This window comes from Rhizobium sp. UFLA01-1127, assembly GCF_059803845.1.
Map to the genome: position 1 here is coordinate 1 of NZ_JAUQTZ010000027.1, position 20,001 is coordinate 20,001.

Consider the following 20,001-nt stretch of genomic DNA (forward strand, 5'->3'; position numbering starts at 1 on the left):
GCGAAAGCGAGCGGTACCGATAGGATTGCGCCGAGGATAAAGGATGTGGCGACGAGTTTGACGGTAATTCCCAGACCATGCAGAAGCCTGGGTCCGTAGGTTTGGAGCTTGTCGACGTCCCAGCCGAAGACGATCATCGCCAGCAGCGAAATGCCGAGAATGGCCCAAAGGGTCAGAAAGAAATAACCGGCGATGCGCGCCTTGGACAGCTTTCTGACCGTCTTCGGCGGTGCCGGTTGTGCCGCGATCAGAACTTCGGCATGGCTCATCGATGGATCTCCGCACGTTTAGCCCATCGATCGAGATAGAAAAGGCCGACTGAGGAAATGACGGCGAGCGTCAGATAGAAAAGGCAGGCGATGGAATAGAAGGTGAAGGGCGCCTTGGTGGCGCGCACGGCGATGCCGGTCTGGCGGATGATGTCGGCAAGGCCGATGATGGACACGTAGGACGTATCCTTCAGCAGGTTCATCCAAAGGTTCCCGAGGTTCGGCAAGGAAATGCGCACGAGTTGCGGTACGATGATAAGCCGCATGGTCCGCGCCCGATGAAATCCAAGGGCATCGCCCGCTTCGTACTGGCCTTTGGGAATGGCTTTGAACGCAGAGAGGAGGACTTCCGAGCAGTAGGCGGAAAAGACGATTGCCAACGCCACCATGCCGGCAGCGAACGCATTGATCTCGACGGGGCCATCGTAGCCGAATTTGGCAAGCAGCGATTGCAGGAGGATCTGCATGCCGTAGTAAATGATGAAAAGCGTCAGCAGTTCCGGCAGGCCGCGGAAAATCGTCGTGAAAACACCTGCCGCAAGCCGTAACGGCCTTTCTTCGGATTGCTGCGCAAGGGCGACAAAGAAACCGATGACTATGCCGAGCGGCAACGTCAGGACCGAGACGGCTATGGTTATCTTCAATCCGCCGGCCAGCTCGTCGCCCCAGCCCGTGTCGCCGCAAGCGAGCATGGTGTCCGGGCGGAACATGCTGAACACGGTGAACAGTCCCGCGGGACCGCACAATGGATCAAAAATCGTACTCAACCAGGTCCACAAGGAACCAAGGGCGGAAAACAATCCGCTCATGCTGCATTTCCCCTAGCGGCTTTTGCCGCGTTTCTGCTTATAATCTTCTCGTTGTCAAACAAAAACGGCGGAAGGGCAAGCTTCCGCCGTCGTCTTTCCTAGAGTTTTTCCGCTTTTCCTCGGATCGCGAAAATGCTCTATCCCTTTGTTTTCACGCAATTCCGGACGGAAAACCGCTACGCACTTTTCCTGGAATTGCTTTAGGGAATCGACGGGCGATCACTCGCCGTAGACGTCGAAATCGAAATACTTGTCCTGAATCTTCTTGTAGGTGCCGTTGGTGCGGATTGCAGCGATCGCGGCGTTCAGCTTATCCTTAAGAGCCGTATCGCCCTTGCGGACAGCGATGCCGGCGCCGGCGCCGTTGATGACCGGATCGATCTTCAGCGTTCCCAGCATCTTGCAGCAGTTGCCCGCATCGGACTTTACCCATTCCGACAGCACGACCACATCGTCGATGGCGGCGTCGATGCGGCCATTGCTGAGGTCGAGCTTGTATTCGTCGGCCGACGGATAAAGCTTCAGCTCGGCATCCTTCAGGTGCGCCGAGGCGTAGTTCGCGTGCGTCGTGGACGACTGGGCGCCAATCGTCTTGCCCTTCAGAGCTTCGTCGGTGGCTTCCTTGAGGGTGGAGTCCTTCGGAACGGCGATGGCCGGCGGCGTATTGTAGTACTTCTTGGTGAAGTCGACGATCTTCTCACGCTCGGGCGTGATCGACATCGAAGAAACGATCGCGTCGAACTTCTTGGCCTGCAGGGCCGGAATGATGCCGTCGAAATCCTGGTTCACGAAGGTGCACTTGACCTTCATCTGATCGCAAAGCGCGTTGGCTATATCGATGTCGAAGCCGACGAACTTGCCGCCGGCATCGAGTGATTCGAACGGCGGGTAGGTCGCGTCGGTGCCGATGACGAGCGTGTCGCCGTCGGCGAGCGCCGCGCCAGCGACGAGCGACATCGCGGCGAAGGACGCGGCAGCAAGAAGACGAGTGGAGATGCGCATATTGACCCTCTCTGTTGGTGCCGCCAGCTCATTATTGTTTCTTGGCAGACGGCTCGAATGGAGCGGGCCGATGGCCCGCCGTGCGGCGATATTCGTACTTTTTTTTCGGAAATTGCAACTGGAATTACGAGGGCAGTCGCCTTTGCGCAATCCAGCGGCAACGAAAACGCGCCAAAGAGAAAGCTGAACGAAAGCTATCCGTTACGTTCAGCCGGGGTTAATTGCGGCAATCTCATAGTTTGGGAACATATAGCGGCTTGCCGCGATTCAGCCTCACGAGAACCGAAAATTGGTCGGGATCTTGAGGCATCGCCTTGCCTGCTGAGATTCGCAATTCGGCAGACGAAGATCATTAGAGGAGACCCATATGGGAAAGCGATCCAGACTATTTGCCAGCGCCGCGTTTCCGCTGCTTTCGTTATCGCTCGCATTCGAGCCGGCAGCAGCAGCGGCGCTTCGTGAACAGCCCATCGCACCGCTAGACAGTGGCATCGGCGGTGCCGCCACGACTGGCGCACGCGCAAGTTTCGAGGTGGCGCAGCAGGAAGCCCCGGCCGCACAGCCGGACGAAGAGCAGCTCAAGCACAAGAAGCCCGCCGAGGGGCAGCCGCAGGGCGGGAAACATCAAGGCGAGCCGGCACCCCAGGGCGGCGCCGAGCAGCAGCATCAGATGAAGCAGGCGGCACCGGAAGCCGAACCGCAGCAGAAGCCGGCAAAGCAGCCGCCGGAAGCGCAGCCGCCCAAGGCGCAGCATCAGCAGCCTGCCGAGCAGGAGCAGCCGAAACCCCAGCGTCAGCAGCCGGCCGCTGAAGCTCAGCCGGAGCCGAAAAAGCAGCATCAGCAACCGGCCGAGGCTCCGCAGGCTCAGCCCGAAGCCAAGCCGCTGCCGAAGGCCGCCGCTCCCGAGGCGGCACCCGAAACGCCGCAGCCCAAACACAATGCGCAGCAGCCCGCCCAGCAACCGCCCAAGCAGCCGGAAGCAAAGCAGCCCGCCGCGCCGCAGCCAAAGGTGGAGCAGCAGCAGCCCGCAGTAGAATCGCAGCCGCAGGTCAAGCCCGAACCGAAGGCGCAACAGCCGGTACCGGCTCAGAAGGAAGCGCAGCCTCAGCAGAACGCTCATCCCAAGCAGCAGGGCCAGACGCAGGCCCCGGCCCAGCAACCGGCCGTACAGCCGCAAGCGCCTGCCGGCGAGCCGACGCAGGGCCATAAGGCTCAGCCGGGCACGCAAGCGCAGCCGGGGACGCAGGTCCAGCCTGAAGCTCAGCCGGCAACACCAGCAACGCCTGGCGCCCAGCAGGGGCAGAAGCCAGGCGTAGGGCAGACGCATGGCAAGCAGCCGCAGACTGAGCAGCCTGGCGCCAATCCGCAGCAGCCGGCCCAGAAGGGCGAGCCGCAGGCGCAGCCCCCACAAGCCGGCAGCAATCAAGCGGCGCCGCAGCCCGGCAAGCAGCAGCCGGCAAACGGTGCTGCCGCACCGGCTCAGGGCAACGCAGTGCCCGCACCGGCCAACGGCACCGGCCAGCAGGCCGGCGAAATTCAGGTGCCTCCGGCCGAGCAGGTCTCGCCGCAGGAACTGGAGCGCCGCAAGAAGGTCGCCGAGAATCCAGCCACCGCCAGCGGCCCGGTCATCCTACCTGTGGCAAACGGCAGCGCGGTTCTGGACAGCCAGAAGGATGCGGTTCGCCGGGGCGAGCATCTGAACAACGGACAGAACCCCGCTGTGCCGGGCGCCCAGGGCGGCCGCGGACAGGTGGGTCAGGGACAGCCGAACGGGCAGGTTCAGAATGCCCCGGCCCAACAGCCGCCGCCGGCTTACACCAAGCCGCCGACTTCCGACGCCGAGGCGCAGCGCGCGGCTGCCGGCGGCCAGCCGCAACCTCCGGTCAAAATGGAAGCCGTGACCAGCGAGCAGGGGCGCCGGATCGATCGCCGGCCGGATTTTGTCCCTCCGCAGGGAACGACGATCCAAACGGTCATCAACCAGGACAATCGTACGGTCGTGAATGTCGACAATACCTATGTCGTTCGCCATGACGATAGCGATCGTTTCATTCGTGGCGGCGAGCAGCCGATCTATGAACAGCTGCCGCGCGACCGCTACCGCGAGACGATCGATCAGCCCGACGGCGATCGCATCGTAACGATCCGCAACCGCTATGGCGACATCATCCAGCGTTCGCGCATCGATGGCAGCGGCCGCGAATACGTGCTGTTCTATTCGCCGGAACTGGAAAATCGGCCTGACAATGACGACTATTACCGCGATCCGGGCGAGGATCTGCCGCCGATGCGCCTGCTCATTCCGTTGAGCCAGTACATCATCGATACGGCTTCGAACCGCAACGCGGATTACTATGACTTCCTGCGCGAGCCGCCGGTCGAGCCGGTCGAGCGCATCTATTCGGTCAACGAAGTCCGTTACTCGGCTCGTATCCGCGACAAGATCCGCCGTATCGACCTCGACACGATCACTTTCGCAACGGGCAGCGCCGACATTCCGATGTCGCAGGCCAGCACGCTGCGCGGTGTTGCCGACGGCATGTCGAAGATCATCAAGCGCGATCCGACCGAAACCTTCCTCATCGAGGGCCATACGGATGCGGTCGGCTCGGCCCAGAGCAACCTGATCCTGTCGGACCAGCGCGCGGAATCGGTCGCCAACGTGCTGACGGATGTCTATGGCATTCCGGCTGCAAACCTGGTTACGCAGGGCTATGGCGAGCAGTATCTCAAGGTGAATACGCTCGGACCGTCGCAGGAAAACCGGCGCGTAACGATCCGCCGCATCACACCGCTGGTGCGGCCGGTTGCCTCCAATCAGTAAGCGGCAGGTTACCCTGTCCAATGGCCGCCGGGAAACCGGCGGCCTTCTATTTTGCCGGTTTGCCAAGACCGACCGTGGCGGTGATGAAATCGGCGATAGCAAAAGTGTCGTCGAGATCGAAAACGGAAAGCGAGCCGGCATCATCAACCGAATGGTCAGCGGCGATGGCGACGATATGCGGATCATCCGGAGCGAGCGGTTCGCGCTTGGCCGCTTCCAATCGACGGGCCTCGATCTTCGGTATGGGTTCGCGCTTGTATCCTTCGATCAAGACGAGATCGCAAGGGGCGAGGCGCGCCAGTATCTCTTCGAAACTCGGTTCTGGGTTGCCGCGTAATTCATGCATGATGGCGTAGCGCGTGCCGGAAACGATCGTGACCTCGTGCGCTCCGGCCTCGCGATGACGAAAGCTGTCGGCGCCGACCTTGTCGATATCGAAATCATGATGCGCATGCTTAATGGTCGAGATGCGATAGCCGCGCTGGGTGAACTCCGCGACCAGCCGTACGGCAAGTCCCGTCTTACCGGAATTCTTCCAGCCGGCAATGCCGAAGATCCTGGGACGAGATTTCGTCATGACATGCTTTCCGTTGCCGCCAGCCATTTTTCCGCTTCGAGCAGGTCTGCAGGCGTATTGATGTTGAAAAAGGGATCGAGAGGTCCGATCGGTGTCGTGACCGGGGGGAAATCCACGCGCCGAACGTGATGGCGAGCGAGAAAATCCGTGACACGCCGTTTTTCGTCCGAGACGATCCAGCCTTCAAGATCTGTGGCGATGGAAAGCGGCCAGAGACCGAAGACGGGATGGTCACGATCAAGGGATGCGGCGATCGCGATTTCATCGGCACCTTCTACGGGATGCGCCAATCGCGCGATGAGATCGGGAGGGAAGAAAGGGCTATCTATGGGGATCGTGGCGACGTGCGAGGCCCGCGGGTAACGCGACTGGGTGTCCTGCATCGCGGCGAGTACGCCTGCAAGTGGCCCCAGCCTGCCGGGAATCCTGTCCGGAACCAGCATCATGCCCATGGTATCCGGCCAATCGGCATCCGCGTTGAGAGCGATCGGCCACGTCTGCCGCTGCGCAATACGGGCAGCGATGCGGGCGAGCAGGCTTTCGTTGCCGAGCAAGGAAAAAGCCTTGTTCGAGCCCATGCGGCTCGAACGGCCGCCCGCAAGCAGAACGACGGGAACGTCTTCGGGATCGACGATGAAGCCTTGCATGGTTGCGACCTCAGGCGGGAACGCGTTGCTTTGATTCCTGCGCGACGGGCTCGGCCCTTCGCCGTTTGCTTTCCCGATAGAAGGTATAGATGCCGGAAGCGATGACAATGGCCGCGCCGAGGAGCGACCATCGATCCGGCATCTCGCCGAAGGCAACCAGGCCCAGCAAGGCAGACCAGATGAGGCTCAGATAGCGGAACGGTGCCACGAAGGAGATTTCGCCGGTGCGCATCGCCAGAATCACCATCTGATAGCCGATCAGCACGAGCACGGAAGCTGCCAGGATCTGCATGAACGAAGCCGAGCTCACCGGATGCCATCCCCCGAAAGGAATAATGCACAAGGCGCCGAAGATGGATATGGATATGGCGGTGCAGAGCGTGACCATCAGCGATGGCACATCCTTGCCGATGCAGCGTGTCGAGAGATCCCGGGCGGCGGTTGCGAACATGCAGGCGATAACGAGAAGGGCTGCCGTCGTGAAGCCTTCCGGACCCGGCCGGATGATGATCAGTACGCCGATGAACCCGACGGCGATGGCCGTCCATCGCCGCCATCCCACAGGCTCCTTCAGGAAAATCATGGCGCCAAGCGTCACGGCAAGGGGAACGGCCTGCTGGATGGCGGAGGCGTTGGCGATAGGCATCATTCCAAGAGCGGTGATGTAGGTTGCCGCGGCTATTGCTTCGCAGGCGATGCGCAGCGCGATCGCCGGCTGCAGGATGACCCTCCAGGAGCGCAGGGCACCCATCCTGCGCGCAAGAAGATAGACGAAAAGGGACGTAAACACGCCACGGATGAAGATGATTTCTCCGGCATTCATCGAGGCAATGACCGATTTGGACAAAGCGTCGCTGCAGGAGAAACCCGCCATGGATGTCGCCATGAAGAGCGCACCCTGCGTATTCTTGGTCAGTCGCATAAAAAAATGAGTCCCCCGGATCTGTCGATCTGGATTAACGCCGTTTCCCGCAAATTGGAATCACTTGTGATTTCGCTGCGGCCGAATTCGATTGTGCGATGCGATAGAATTGTTGCGATCGGCATCGGTTTTTCGCGCCTCGGTCGCAGAATGATACGCCGGTTGCAAGTTTTTTGCCGATAAAGCAGGCTTTTAGGTGAGCAATTAATTCTTATTCAATCTTATTTCCCGAGGCTCGCTGTGGTTTTGCATGAGGCAGAAGCACCTACCGCAGCGCAGCAGGAATGACGATCCCGCCTTCGCTGGAGATTTTCGTAATCCAGTCGAGGCGCCCATGTTTTTCATTGATCGTCTTCTGCAAGGCCGCAGGATTGTCACCAAGGTACTGATTTTTGTGGTGCCGCTGGTGGTCCTCATCGCCGGTGTCGGCCTCGTGGGCTATCACACGGCGAATATTTTGAACGGTCATATGACTGTGACGCGCGCCACGATCGAGAATATCAGCGACTTTGAAAACCTGCAGGCAGCCCTGCAGGAGTTCACGGCTTCCCCTTCGGACGATACGCGCAAGGGACTTGCGGAAAAGATCGATGCGCAGGAGCAAGGCGTGCGTCGGCTGAGCGGGCTGCTGAGCGACGAACAGCGTGCCAAGATCGTTGCGGTCAGCGAGCTTGCTTCTAAGATGCGCGCGCAGCAGGCGACGCTCTGGGCCATCAGGCAGAAGCAGGATAGCGACGTCGAAACCATCCAGAAGGCGGTGCAAAGCATTGGGGCGACCGCCAAGGCGGCCGGCAAGCAGATCGACATCATTCGCAAGGAATTCGGCGACAAGGAAACCTTTGCCAAGGAGCTGCTTTACGATGCCGCTGCTTACAAGGGCCTGTCGGAGAAGATGAGCAATCTGCGTATCCAGGTGCAAATGGCCGCCGATTCCACAGAGGAGATTTCGGATGCGCGCACTTACGCCGATGCCATTCTCAAGCAGGTAACGGTTTCCAAGGCGCTGGTCTCCAAGCGCGGCGCCAGCCTTGTTGCCAATGCCTCCGATGCTGCCGACAAGCTCGATGCGGTCCTGAAGGGTTCAGGGACGCCCGACCAGAAGGTCGAAGCAATGGGTCCGGTCCTGCAGAGCTTCGTGAAGATCGAAGGCGAAATGACCCTTCAGTCGGCCAAGAACAGCGATACGGCCGCCGACCGCTTCGTCAGCCTGGATAAGATCATCGACGGTCAGAAGGAGCTTCTGGATCACGTCGATCAGGCACTTGGCCTCGTGGACCGCCTGACGCTGCATGCCTCGCGCATGGAAAACGTCCGCGATGCGGCTTCGCGCGATCCCGTGCTTGCGGACCTCAAGGATTTGCAGACCGTTGCGGCCAGAATTTCGGAACTTGGCCAAACGAATGCGACCATGCGTGATTTCGCGGCTCACATGAAGCCGCTGATCGATGGCTTGACCAGCGGATCGGCTGATTTGCTGCAAACGGCGGCCGATTGGAAAACAACGCGTATTCGGTCCAACGGATTGCTCGCCGATGCCATGACCTCGCTGCGCAGCTTCGTCGCCCAGGCACAGGAGCTCGGAAAGGAAGACAGCGAGCGCTCGGCGAATGTCTCGGTCATTGCCATGATCGTCGGCACGCTGCTTGCCATCGTCGGCGGCCTGATGCTGGTGGAAACCCTGCGCGCTCCGCTGAAGCGCGTTACCGAAATCATGACGCGCCTTGCAAGCGGCGATCTGGAAGTGGCGATCGACGGCCGCAATCGCGGCGACGAAATTGGCGACATGGTGCGCTCCGTCAGCGTCTTCCGCGATGCCGCGCTTGAAAACGTCCGGCTCGAGCGCGAGGCTGAAAGCGCCCGCGCGCTCTCCGAAGAGGATGCGTCCCGCCGCGCAGCCGAACGCGCCCGTATCGAGGCCGAACAGAAGCAGGCGCTCAATGCGCTGGCGGATGTTCTGGCCAAGCTTGCCGACGGCAATCTGGAAGAGGGCATGCGCGAGGATCTGTCCGCGGACTTCGTGGAAATGGCCTTTACCTATAATCATGCCGTTGAAGCCCTTCGCGAGACCTTGACCGACGTTCGCTACACGGCGGAAGAAATCAAGGGTGGCACCGGCAACCTTGCCATGTCCGCCGACGACCTCGCACGGCGTACCGAACAGCAGGCGGCCGCGCTCGAAGAAAGCTCTCGTGCGCTGCGTCGCTTGAGCGACGTCGTGCGTTCGACCGCCGATCGCGCCCGGCAGACGGCAAGTTCCGTCAACGAGACGCAGGCCTATGCGACGCAATCAGGCGAAGTGGTTGCCAAGGCTGTGGGCGCCATGAGCGAAATCAACCGCTCGTCCGAGAAAATCGCCACGATCATCGGCGTTATCGACGAGATCGCTTTCCAGACCAATCTGCTGGCGCTGAATGCCGGCGTCGAGGCTGCCCGTGCCGGCGAGGCAGGGCGCGGCTTTGCCGTCGTTGCTCAGGAGGTGCGCGAGCTGGCACAGCGCTGTGCCAATGCGGCGAAGGAAATCAAGGGCCTGATTTCGGCAAGTTCCGCCCAGGTGCAGAACGGTGTCCATCTGGTCGAGCAGACCGGTGCGGCGCTTACGGAGATCATCAACCACGTCACCGGCGTCCAGAGGCTCGTTGCGGACATTTCTTCGGCGACGACCGAACAGTCGACCGGTATCGAGGAAGTGACCCGTGCCGTTTCCGAAGTCGAGCTGATTACGCAGCGCAATGCCGCGATGGTCGAGGAGAACAATGCCGAGATCCATGGTCTGCGCCAGCGTGTCGACATGCTGTCCGAGAAGATCGATCGCTTCCGCACCGGCGACGGCGAGATGGACTATGCAGATTACGGCAATACGGGTACGCGCCATCGCGCCGCTTGAGACATAGGCTTTGCCGGATTGTCAAACAATGGGCGCGAGGTTTCTGCCTCGCGCCCATTGTTTTTCTGAGGAAACAATATCAGCCGCCGGTCACGCTCATGTGGCGCGCCACTGCTGGCCGGTTGTGCGTGCGGTCGATGATGAAGTCATGGCCTTTCGGCTTGCGGGTAATCGCTTCGTCGATCGCAGCCCGGAGCAGGTCATCGTTCTCGCTGGCGCGCAACGCCGTGCGCAGGTCTGCCGCATCGTTCTGTCCAAGGCACATATAGAGCGTGCCTGTACAGGTGAGCCGCACGCGGTTGCAGCTCTCGCAGAAATTGTGGGTCATCGGCGTAATGAAGCCCAGTCGGCCGCCGGTTTCGGCGACTTCCACATAGCGGGCAGGGCCGCCCGTCCTGAAGGGGATGTCGGTCAGCGTGAACTGACGATCGAGATCGGCCCGCAGCTCGGAGAGCGGCAGATACTGATCGGTGCGATCCTCTTCGATCTCGCCCATGGGCATGGTTTCGATGACGGTCAGGTCCATGCCGCGGCCGTGAGCGAAACGCAGCAGTTCCGGAATTTCGGCCTCGTTGAAGCCCTTGAGCGCGACGGCATTCAGCTTGATCTTTAGGCCGGCTCTCTGCGCGGCATCGATGCCCTCCATCACCTTGGAGAAATCGCCCCAGCGCGTGATGGTTCGGAACTTGTCGGGATCGAGCGTGTCGAGGGAGACGTTGATGCGTCTGACGCCGCAATCGTAAAGTTCGTCGGCGTGGCGGGCCAGCTGCGATCCGTTGGTGGTCAGGGTCAGTTCGTCAAGTTCGCCATTTCCGATATGCTTGCCGAGTTCGCGAACGAGGAACATGATGTTCTTGCGCACCAGGGGCTCGCCGCCGGTGAGCCTGATCTTGCGCACGCCCTTGGCGATAAAGGCGGAACAGAGCCGATGGAGTTCTTCGAGCGTCAGAAGATCCTTCTTGGGCAGAAAGGTCATGTTCTCCGCCATGCAGTAGGTGCAGCGGAAATCGCAGCGGTCCGTGACCGAAACACGCAAATAGGTGACAGCGCGCCCGAAAGGGTCGATCATGGGAGCAGCATGCGCCTGAACCGGCGATGCGTTGCCTAAGCTGCCGACGATACTGTTCACTCGTGCCTCCGTTAGACTCTAATGTGGGCATAGGCGATTGTTGCGTCAAGGAAAATGCTTTTCGATTACACTTGCGCGTGAACGAACGGCGGCATAATTCTCGGAAGAACACTGAAAGGCATGGGAAAATCGATGGGCGACGTTTGGCCAACCGAATTGCGGGTATCGAAGGATCGCCGTCATGTCGTGGTGACATTCGACGATGGCGCGAGCTTCGATTTGCCGGCGGAAATGCTGCGGGTGCTCTCGCCTTCCGCCGAGGTGCAGGGGCATGGGCCGGGCCAGAAAGTTACCGTACCTGGCAAGCGCAATGTCGGCATCGTGTCGATGACGCCGACCGGCAATTATGCCGTGCGTATCGGTTTCGACGACATGCACGATACCGGTATTTTCACATGGTCCTATCTGCACGAACTCGGCGAAAAGGGCGGTGAGCTTTTTGCGGCCTATGAAGCCGAATTGAAGGAAAAGGGTCTCAGTCGCGACCCGACGGGAAGGCCGCATTAGCACGGCCTCGACGAACGAAAGAAGGGCGTAGGCATGATCCTTGCGGGTAGGGAAAATTGGCTTCGCGCCAAGGGCAGCAAGAACGAGAGCAAGGTTTCCTTCGTTGAGCTGTTTTTCGATCTGGTGTTCGTTTTCTCGATTTCGCAGCTTGCCCATACCTTGGCGGAGCATTTCACTCCGCTGGGCGGGCTGGAAGCCGTCATGCTGATCTTTGCGGTATGGTGGGTATGGGTCTTTACCGCATGGGTCACGAACTGGCTCGATCCGGACCGCATGCCGGTGCGCATCATGCTGTTCACGCTGATGTTTGCGGGGCTCATCCTCTCGGCCTCGATCCCTGAGGCTTTCGGCGAGAAGGCCATCTATTTTGCCGGCGCCTATGTCTTCATGCAGGTCGGGCGGTCGCTGTTTACCGTTTATGCCCTTAAAAACGCGAGCGTGGCCAACCATCGCAATTTCCTTCGCATCACCAGCTGGCTCGTCCTGTCCGGTGTCTTCTGGATCGCAGGCGCGCTGATGGAAGGCGGGATGCGGGTCATCTTTTGGCTGGTGGCGCTCGTTATCGAGTATTCAGCTCCGGCACTCGGCTTCAGGGTCCCCGGCCTCGGCAAATCGACGACGGCGGACTGGAACGTATCGGGCGCCCATCTGGCCGAGCGTTGTGCGCTGTTCATCATCATTTGCCTCGGCGAGGCCGTTCTGCAGGCCGGCAAGACCTTTGCCGAGCAGCCGGTGACGCCGCTGATCGTCGCAGTATTCATTACCGCTTTTGTCGGCACGGTTGCCCTCTGGTGGATCTACTTTCAGTTCGGCCATGAAAGGGCGGCGCATCGCATCGAACACGACGATGCGCCCGGAAGCCTTGCGCGGCAGGCATTCACCTATGCGCATATTCCGATTCTGGCCGGCATCATCCTGAGCGTCGTCGGCGATGAATTCCTCTTTGCGCATCCTCACGATGCCGCCGACATGCGTATCGCGGCAGCTCTTCTCGGCGGCCCTGCGGTCTTTCTGCTCGGAAATCTCTGGTTCAAGGGAGTGACGACCGGCCGCCCGCCGCTGTCGCACATGGTGGGGCTCGCCGGGCTCGCGCTGCTGCTGCTTACCCTGCCTATGGTCATGGTCTACCAGCTCGGCATTCTCGCCACGGCCGTACTTCTCGTCGTTGCCATATGGGAGTTTGCCTCTTTGAACCGGGTCGTTCCTTCGGCTCGTTCTGCCGGCGATCACTGATCGCCGACAGGTTCCAGCGGTTCGCGCTCCTCCTGCATGAGGAGGCTGACGACGCGCTCCATATGCTCAGCAATCGACTCGCACTCCTCGATCGGCGCGTCCGAGAGAGTCCGATCGATCAAGGCGGTCTGGATGGCCATGGCTTCTTCCGTTACCCGCCGGCCCTCCTCGGTCAGATAAAGCCGCAACACGCGCTTGTCCTGTTTGTCGCCGCGCCGTTCGATCAGGCCGCGTTTTTCCATCTGCGGCAGCAGCATGCTCATATTGGAACGGCCGACCAGCAGCTTGCGGGCGAGTTCCTGCTGGGAAATGCCTTCGAAGCGAAACAGATTGACCAGAATGTCGAGATGCGGCGACTTGATATCGAGATGCGCCAATGAACGGGCCAGCGATTGCTGCATGAGTTGGCAGGCGCGCGCAACGGCGATCCAGCTTCGAAAACGCGGATGGTCCCAGGGAAGGGATTGATTTTTATTCATCGTTGTACTTTATTGTTCATAGTTGAACATTATTGGATTCCCACTATGCCATCCTTTGCGCTCAAGGTCACCCGGTCGGGTCTGTCCGGTCTTGGAAGGCTGTCTCCCCAGCTTGCCGGCAAGGCAGCATTTCGAATTTTCTGCCTGACGCCCTCGCGTCGCCCACGCGGCACCAAGGCCAGAGCAGCCTATATGGAGGGCAGGGGACGGCTTCTTGCGGCAGAGCAGGTCATGCTGCCGTTTCCGGGCGGTCGCGCCATGGCCTACCGCTTCAACGGCGGCGCGAAAGGGCCGCGAAAGCGCTATCTCGTCGTACATGGCTGGGGCTCCAGCAGCGAATATATGTCCGAGTTGACGGCGTTCCTTGCGGAAGGCGGAGCGGAAGTCATCTCGCTCGATCTTCCAGGCCACGGCCGCTCCGGCGGGTGGTTCCTGAATATACGTCTGGCCGTTTCCGCCATCGCGGCCGCGTCGGCCCGGTTCGGTGTCTTCGATGCCGCAATCGGGCATTCCTTCGGCGGAGCGTCTCTGGCGCTGGCGTCTGCGAGCTTTTTGCCCGATGTCGATCCGTTTCGTCCGGGCAAACTGGTGCTGATCGGCGCGCCGAGCGCGATGGGGTGGCTGTTCAAGGATTTCGGCCGAGTGATGGGCCTTGGACCGGCGACCCAGGCCGCCTTGGAAGACGAGGTTCGCCGGGTGACAGGCAGAACGCTTGCTTCCTACGACCAGAAGCGCGGCATGCTCGACGCGCGCCGGCCGGTGCTCGTCATCCACGCCGAGGACGACAAGGAGGTCCATGCCGATCACGCGCGCGCCTATGCCGCGGAGGGATCGCACGTGCGTCTTTTCTGGGCCAATGGCTTCGGGCACCGGCGCATCGTTACCGCTCTCCCGGTGTTCGAGACGATCGGTGCCTTTCTGTCTGAGCCCGTGGACGCGGAAAATCCGCTCGAAAACGGCGAGGGGACGGTGCTATCGTTTTATCGAACCCCGTTGCGGCGCACATCATAGCAAAGACTGCGTTGTGCAGGCTTCGGGGCAGATCACCATAGCCATAAGGAAGCGCGAGGCAGCATGCGTATCGTTACGTCGGTCGAGGAATTGAAAGAGCTCTACGGCGGGGCGGGTGAGGCCTCGATAACCAAGGTGACGAGCGTGCTGACACCGTTTTATCGCCAGATGATCGAAGCATCACCATTCCTGGCGCTGGCGACGGTGGGGCCGGAGGGGCTGGATTGCTCACCGCGCGGTCACCGGGGCGGCGTCGTTCGCGTGGCGGATGAAAAGACGCTGCATCTGCCGGATTGGCGCGGCAACAACCGCGTCGATTCGCTTGCGAATATCGTGCGCGATCCACGCATAGCGCTGATGTTCCTCGTTCCTGGGTCGAACACGACGATGCGGCTCAATGGCCGAGCGGTCGTCTCCATCGAGCCTGCCTTGCTGGACAGCTTCGAGATGGATGGCAAGCATCCGCGTTGCGTTATCGTGATTACGGTAGAGGAGGTTTATTTCCAGTGCGCGCGGGCGGTGATGCGGGCCGAACTTTGGAATGCCGAGCGGTTCGCCGATCCGGCAAACCTGCCGAGCCCAGGAATGATGCTCAAGGCCGCGAGAGGCGATTTCGATCAGGAGGCCTATGATCGCGAATGGCCGGCGCGGGCCGCCAAGACGCTCTGGTAAGCAAGCCGCCGGCATGCCTGGGAAAGCAGCGCCGGCGGTTGGTCGGCTCCGTTTCTAATTCTTGTAGATGAGCCAACTTTTGGTGAAATCCTTCTGCAAGCCCTCCTGATAGACGCTGCTGCAGTTGCGACCGGCATTTTTCGCGCAATAGAGTGCAAGGTCGGCCTTGTTGTACAGTTCGCCGGAGTCCCTGGCTTGCGACGCCATGCAGATACCCAGCGACACGGTAACCGGACCATAATCGACCTTGGTGCGGGAATTCTTGAACGGCGTCACCTCCAGCGTATGGCGGATTCGTTCGCAGACATTCGTGACATCTTCGACGTTGGTTGCTTCCAGAATCAATGCAAACTCCTCGCCGCCGACACGGGCGATGAAGACATCGCTCCGGAGATTGGCGCGGATGATGGAGGCAACGGTCGCGAGAATCTTGTCGCCGACCGGATGGCCGAACGTATCGTTGATCCTCTTGAAGTGATCGATGTCGGCCAGCACCAGCGCCGTTGTCGGCCGGGTCAACTCGTTGTCGAAGATGGAGATCAGGCGGTCTTCGAAAGCGCGGCGATTGGAAAGCCGGGTCAGGGCATCGGTGTTGGCAATGCGCTTGTATTCGTCCAGTTCCTTGCGGACCAGGTCCATTTCCTCGCTGCGCTGTGCGACGTTCTCGACGGTCTTTTCGCCGTGAGCCATGGTATCGCCGGTGGCAGTGGCGAGTATATCGATGGCGCTGCGCAGCAACTCGGCGCTGTGGTGGTTTCTGAAGCTTATGCTTTCGCAAGTCTCGCCGAGCAGGCGGTTGTAGCTCTGGAGTGTCGTCTGTTCCTGGCGCAATGCGCGCAGGACGGCATCCAGCTCGATGGAAAGGCGTGCATGTGCGTCATCGAAGACGCGGCCCGCGTGATGCGGAAAGTATTTGGCGCCGATCGCGTCCAGTTCCTCCTGCGTAGCGCGCTTGCCGAGAGCTGCCAGCTCACGCGTGAGAGCCGGATTGGAGCCGATATAGGCTTCGTAGAATAGCTCATAATTTCGCGGAATAGGTGCGATCCCCATGGATCGCATCGCGTAGGTAATCTGCCCTGCCACGTCGGGAATTTGCGCCTTGGGCGCAATCGCCGTACTCATAGGTGAGCTCCGTAACATGTATTGGTTAAATTCATTCTTTACTTACGCAAAGAATCTTTGAGAAAATATTAAGAGTTTAATTATGGAAAATCGATGCAATGTAAAGCTTTTATTTAAAAAGCTTGCACTCGAAGTATATTTTACAGAAGAAGGCGCCAACGGCGCCTTCGTTTGAGTCAAATGACCGGCGTTATCTTATCCTAGGTTGAGCTCCTGGAAGAAATCGTTGCCCTTGTCGTCGATGACGATGAAGGCAGGGAAATCCTCCACTTCGATCTTCCATACGGCTTCCATGCCGAGCTCCGGATATTCCAGCACCTCGACCTTCTTGATGCAGTCCTGCGCAAGACGGGCTGCCGGGCCGCCGATGGAGCCGAGATAGAAGCCGCCATATGTCTTGCAGGCTTCGCGCACGGCACGCGAGCGGTTGCCCTTTGCCAGCATGACCATGGAGCCGCCGAAGGACTGGAACTGGTCGACATAGCTGTCCATGCGGCCGGCGGTCGTCGGGCCGAACGAGCCGGAGGCGTAGCCGGCCGGCGTCTTTGCCGGACCGGCGTAATAGACCGGATGGTTCTTCAGGTAGTCCGGCATGCCTTCGCCCTTTTCCAGGCGTTCGCGGATCTTGGCATGTGCGAGGTCGCGCGCGACGATGATGGTGCCGGTGAGCGACAGACGCGTCTTGACCGGATGTTGCGACAGCTCGGCCAGGATATCGGCCATTGGCCGATTGAGATCGATGCGCACCATCGATTCGGAGAGCTTCGCCTCGTCGATCTCGGGCATGTACTTGGACGGATCGGTCTCGAGCTGCTCGATGAAGATGCCGTCGCGCGTGATCTTGCCCTTGGCCTGGCGGTCGGCGGAGCAGGAAACGCCGAGGCCGATCGGCAGCGAGGCACCGTGGCGGGGCAGGCGGATGACGCGAACGTCATGGCAGAAATACTTGCCGCCGAACTGCGCGCCGACGCCCAGGCTCTGCGTGAGCTTGTGGATTTCCTTTTCCATTTCGATGTCCCGGAAGGCATGCCCGCTTTCGGAGCCTTCCGTGGGGAGACAGTCGAGATACCGCGTCGAGGCAAGTTTGACCGTCTTCAGGTTCATCTCCGCCGACGTGCCGCCGATGACGATGGCAAGATGGTAGGGGGGGCAAGCTGCCGTGCCGAGCGTCAGGATCTTCTCTTTCAGGAAATCCAGCATGCGGTCATGCGTCAGGAGAGAGGGCGTACCCTGGTAGAGGAAAGTCTTGTTGGCCGAGCCGCCGCCCTTGGCGACAAAGAGGAATTCGTAGGCGTCGGTGCCTTCCTCGTAGATGTCGATCTGTGCCGGCAGATTGTTCCTGGTATTCTTTTCCTCGAACATCTTGATCGGCGCGAGCTGCGAATAGCGCAGGTTCTTCTTCTCGTAGGCGTCGAGCACGCCCTTGGCGATCGCGCTGCTGTCGCCGCCTTCGGTCCAGACGCGGCGGCCCTTCTTGGCCATGACGATCGCCGTGCCGGTGTCCTGGCACATGGGAAGCACGCCGCCGGCGGCGATATTGGCGTTTTTCAGCAGATCGTAGGCGACAAAGCGGTCATTATCGGTGGCTTCCGGGTCTTCGAGGATCGAGGCGAGCTGTTTCAGATGGCCGGGGCGCAGCAGATGGTTGATATCGGCAAAGGCCGTTTCGGCGAGCAGGCGGATGCCTTCGGGATCGACGGTCAGGATTTCCTGACCCTTGAAGGTGTCGACCGCGACATAATCGCCGGAAATCTTGCGATAGGGGGTGGCGTCGTCGCCAAGGGGAAACAGATCGTCAGCCATATGGGAAACCTTTCAAGCCGGATGCGCGGGAAGATGTTTGGAGACGATCTAAATCCGGCTCGAGTCAAAAGCAATTGTTTGGCTGCGATGTCGAAATTTCAAAATGGGAGATTGTCGACGGGGATGCGCAGGACGGGTGAGTCTTTTGATGCTGAAGCCCTGTGCCCGGCCCCTCACCCTAGCCCTCTCCCCGCTTGCAGGGAGAGGGAACTTGTTCCGGATTTGCAGCATCGACTGAAGCTGCTGATCTTGCACGATAAACTCCCTCTCCCCGCAGGAGCGGGGAGAGGGGCCATGCACATGGCTGCGGCATCGGAGGATTATACCCGGCGATCGCTGAAGGAGGAACTTACTTCGGTCCGATCATCGTTTCCGGGCGGACGATGACGTCATATTCTTCCGAAGACACCAGTCCACTTGCCAGGGCTTCTTCCTTCAGCGTCGTGCCGTTCTTGTGGGCCGTCTTGGCGATCTTGGCCGCATTGTCGTAGCCGATCTTCGGTGCCAATGCGGTGACCAGCATCAGCGAGCGTTCGAGACCGGCCTTAATATTGTCCTCGCGAGCTTCGATGCCGAAGACGCAATTATCGGTGAAGGAGATTGCGGCATCGCCGAGCAATTGCACCGACTGCAGGAAATTATAGGCCATCATCGGATTGTAGACATTGAGCTCGAAATGGCCCTGGCTGCCGGCGAAGGTGAGCGCGGCATTGTTGCCGAAGACGTGAATGCAGACCTGCGTCAGCGCCTCGCACTGGGTCGGATTGACCTTGCCCGGCATGATCGACGAACCGGGTTCGTTTTCCGGCAGTGCCAGTTCGCCGAGACCGGAACGAGGGCCGGAACCGAGCAGGCGGATGTCATTGGCGATCTTGAAGAGGGCGGCGGCGGCGGCGTTGACGGCGCCATGGCTGAAAACCATGGAATCATGCGCGGCCAGCGCCTCGAATTTGTTTGGGGCGGTGACGAAAGGCAGGCCGGTGATTTCCGCGATCTCGTCGGCGACCTTTTCGGCAAAGCCGATCGGCGCATTGAGGCCGGTTCCGACCGCCGTGCCGCCCTGTGCGAGCTCGCAAAGGCCCGGCAGCGTCAGCTCGATGCGCTTGATCGAGGAGGCGACCTGCGCCGCGTAGCCCGAAAATTCCTGACCGAGCGTCAGCGGCGTCGCATCCTGCGTATGAGTGCGGCCGATCTTGATGATGTGGGCGAAGTCCGCGACCTTCTTTTCCAGGGCTGCGTGCAGGTGCCGCAGGGCCGGCAGCAGATGATGAACGATCTGCTCGGCGCAGGCGATGTGCATGGCCGTGGGGTACGTGTCGTTCGACGATTGGCTCATGTTGACGTGGTCGTTCGGGTGAACCGGCTTCTTCGAGCCCATGACGCCGCCGAGCATCTCGATCGCCCGATTCGAGATCACCTCATTGGCGTTCATGTTGGACTGCGTGCCCGAGCCCGTCTGCCAGACGACGAGAGGAAAATGATCGTCGAGCTTGCCGTCGATGACTTCCTGTGCCGCGGCGACGATCGCCTTGCCGAGGGTGGGGTCCAGCTGGCCGAGCTCCATATTGGCGCGCGCCGCTGCCTGCTTGACGATGCCGAGGGCGCGGACGATCGATAGCGGCTGCTTTTCCCAGCCGATCTTGAAATTGCCGAGGGAGCGCTGCGCCTGCGCGCCCCAATAGCGGTCGCTGGCGACTTCGATCGGGCCAAAAGTATCGGTTTCGCGGCGGTTGGACGTCATGTTCCGGATCCTGCTTTCCATTGAGACGGATAGCAGTCATATAAGTCCGAACGACCCGCATGAAAACGTCAAGGCGTCACTTCATGATTATAAAAATCATGTTTTTGGCTCCGCCCGGCGTGCTCTTTTTAACACGCCGCGCATATATTCGCGGAGCTGCATTTTCGGCGCTAAAAAAGCCCACGAAATTTCAATAAAGGATTAACCAATAATTTCATAATTTTGTGTGAACTGAAGCGCGGAAAATGCCGCTGCTTCGTGATGTGAAGCCGGGGCATTGAACGAAAGGCGGGGTCTCGCCGTTTTCATAATAGTAGGTATACGATGTCCTGGACATCGCGGCCGAGTTGAAAACAGCCCCGTCCGGCTC

Annotated in this window: 16 protein-coding genes and 1 pseudogene; 6 read left to right on the plus strand and 11 right to left on the minus strand. The window is 60.1% G+C overall.

All coding sequences use genetic code 11. The features are described from left to right. From Q4Q11_RS09175 to Q4Q11_RS09185, 3 genes and pseudogenes are all read right to left on the minus strand, one after another. Positions 1-269 (minus strand): annotated as a pseudogene (locus Q4Q11_RS09175) (ABC transporter permease); the annotation flags it as partial. Beyond that, entirely contained in the window at positions 266-1,078 is an 813-nt protein-coding gene (locus tag Q4Q11_RS09180) for an ABC transporter permease (protein ID WP_112509278.1), read from the minus strand. The gene Q4Q11_RS09180 and the pseudogene Q4Q11_RS09175, both read right to left, overlap by 4 nt. A gap of 219 nt (positions 1,079-1,297) precedes the next feature. Then, complete coding sequence (locus tag Q4Q11_RS09185; protein WP_112509280.1) at positions 1,298-2,080, minus strand: ABC transporter substrate-binding protein; 783 nt, start codon at positions 2,078-2,080, stop codon at positions 1,298-1,300. A 367-nt stretch (positions 2,081-2,447) separates the two neighbouring features. Between Q4Q11_RS09185 and Q4Q11_RS09190 the strand changes: the two genes are divergently transcribed. Continuing rightward, a complete protein-coding gene (locus tag Q4Q11_RS09190; protein ID WP_498569298.1) occupies positions 2,448-4,904 on the plus strand; it encodes an OmpA family protein in 2,457 nt (818 codons plus the stop codon). A 46-nt stretch (positions 4,905-4,950) separates the two neighbouring features. On the opposite strand, the gene mobB is transcribed toward Q4Q11_RS09190, so the two are convergent. Genes mobB through Q4Q11_RS09205 form a run of 3 tightly spaced genes read right to left on the minus strand, consistent with a single transcriptional unit; the run spans position 4,951 to position 7,050 of the window. Beyond that, positions 4,951-5,481: a molybdopterin-guanine dinucleotide biosynthesis protein B gene (gene mobB, locus Q4Q11_RS09195; RefSeq protein ID WP_113336626.1), complete on the minus strand. Its 531-nt coding sequence runs from the start codon at positions 5,479-5,481 to the stop codon at positions 4,951-4,953. Then, positions 5,478-6,128, minus strand: a complete 651-nt coding sequence (gene mobA, locus Q4Q11_RS09200; RefSeq protein WP_498569299.1) for a molybdenum cofactor guanylyltransferase MobA — start codon at positions 6,126-6,128, stop codon at positions 5,478-5,480. Before mobA ends, mobB begins: the two co-directional genes overlap by 4 nt. Positions 6,129-6,138: 10 nt before the next feature. Next, positions 6,139-7,050 (minus strand): DMT family transporter, encoded by a 912-nt coding sequence (locus Q4Q11_RS09205; RefSeq protein ID WP_498569300.1) that lies wholly within the window; start codon positions 7,048-7,050, stop codon positions 6,139-6,141. A 334-nt stretch (positions 7,051-7,384) separates the two neighbouring features. Between Q4Q11_RS09205 and Q4Q11_RS09210 the strand changes: the two genes are divergently transcribed. Beyond that, positions 7,385-9,934: a methyl-accepting chemotaxis protein gene (locus tag Q4Q11_RS09210; protein ID WP_113336607.1), complete on the plus strand. Its 2,550-nt coding sequence runs from the start codon at positions 7,385-7,387 to the stop codon at positions 9,932-9,934. Positions 9,935-10,013: 79 nt separating this feature from the next. Here Q4Q11_RS09210 and moaA read toward each other — a convergent pair whose 3' ends face one another. Then, on the minus strand, positions 10,014-11,003 hold the full coding sequence (gene moaA, locus Q4Q11_RS09215; protein WP_498569318.1) for a GTP 3',8-cyclase MoaA: 990 nt from the start codon (positions 11,001-11,003) through the stop codon (positions 10,014-10,016). A gap of 192 nt (positions 11,004-11,195) precedes the next feature. Here moaA and Q4Q11_RS09220 point away from each other — a divergent pair, with 192 nt between their 5' ends. Together Q4Q11_RS09220 and Q4Q11_RS09225 are read left to right on the plus strand one after the other, a co-directional pair. Further along, positions 11,196-11,570, plus strand: a complete 375-nt coding sequence (locus tag Q4Q11_RS09220) for a gamma-butyrobetaine hydroxylase family protein (RefSeq protein WP_112509291.1) — start codon at positions 11,196-11,198, stop codon at positions 11,568-11,570. 33 nt (positions 11,571-11,603) lie between these two features. Then, complete coding sequence (locus Q4Q11_RS09225; RefSeq protein ID WP_112509293.1) at positions 11,604-12,803, plus strand: low temperature requirement protein A; 1,200 nt, start codon at positions 11,604-11,606, stop codon at positions 12,801-12,803. Here the strand turns inward: Q4Q11_RS09225 and Q4Q11_RS09230 are convergent. Then, entirely contained in the window at positions 12,797-13,282 is a 486-nt protein-coding gene (locus tag Q4Q11_RS09230) for a MarR family transcriptional regulator (RefSeq protein ID WP_112509295.1), read from the minus strand. The genes Q4Q11_RS09225 and Q4Q11_RS09230 overlap by 7 nt on opposite strands. A 45-nt stretch (positions 13,283-13,327) precedes the next feature. Between Q4Q11_RS09230 and Q4Q11_RS09235 the strand changes: the two genes are divergently transcribed. After that, on the plus strand, positions 13,328-14,293 hold the full coding sequence (locus Q4Q11_RS09235; protein WP_498569301.1) for an alpha/beta hydrolase: 966 nt from the start codon (positions 13,328-13,330) through the stop codon (positions 14,291-14,293). 63 nt (positions 14,294-14,356) lie between these two features. Continuing rightward, positions 14,357-14,965 (plus strand): pyridoxamine 5'-phosphate oxidase family protein, encoded by a 609-nt coding sequence (locus Q4Q11_RS09240; RefSeq protein ID WP_498569302.1) that lies wholly within the window; start codon positions 14,357-14,359, stop codon positions 14,963-14,965. A gap of 54 nt (positions 14,966-15,019) precedes the next feature. Here the strand turns inward: Q4Q11_RS09240 and Q4Q11_RS09245 are convergent, their stop codons facing one another. From Q4Q11_RS09245 to fumC, 3 genes are all read right to left on the minus strand, one after another. Beyond that, positions 15,020-16,087: a GGDEF domain-containing protein gene (locus Q4Q11_RS09245; RefSeq protein WP_498569303.1), complete on the minus strand. Its 1,068-nt coding sequence runs from the start codon at positions 16,085-16,087 to the stop codon at positions 15,020-15,022. Between the two features lie 195 nt (positions 16,088-16,282). Next, on the minus strand, positions 16,283-17,890 hold the full coding sequence (locus Q4Q11_RS09250; protein ID WP_112509303.1) for a fumarate hydratase: 1,608 nt from the start codon (positions 17,888-17,890) through the stop codon (positions 16,283-16,285). A 349-nt stretch (positions 17,891-18,239) separates the two neighbouring features. Then, complete coding sequence (gene fumC, locus Q4Q11_RS09255) at positions 18,240-19,631, minus strand: class II fumarate hydratase (RefSeq protein WP_498569304.1); 1,392 nt, start codon at positions 19,629-19,631, stop codon at positions 18,240-18,242. Between the last annotated feature and the right edge of the window lie 370 nt (positions 19,632-20,001).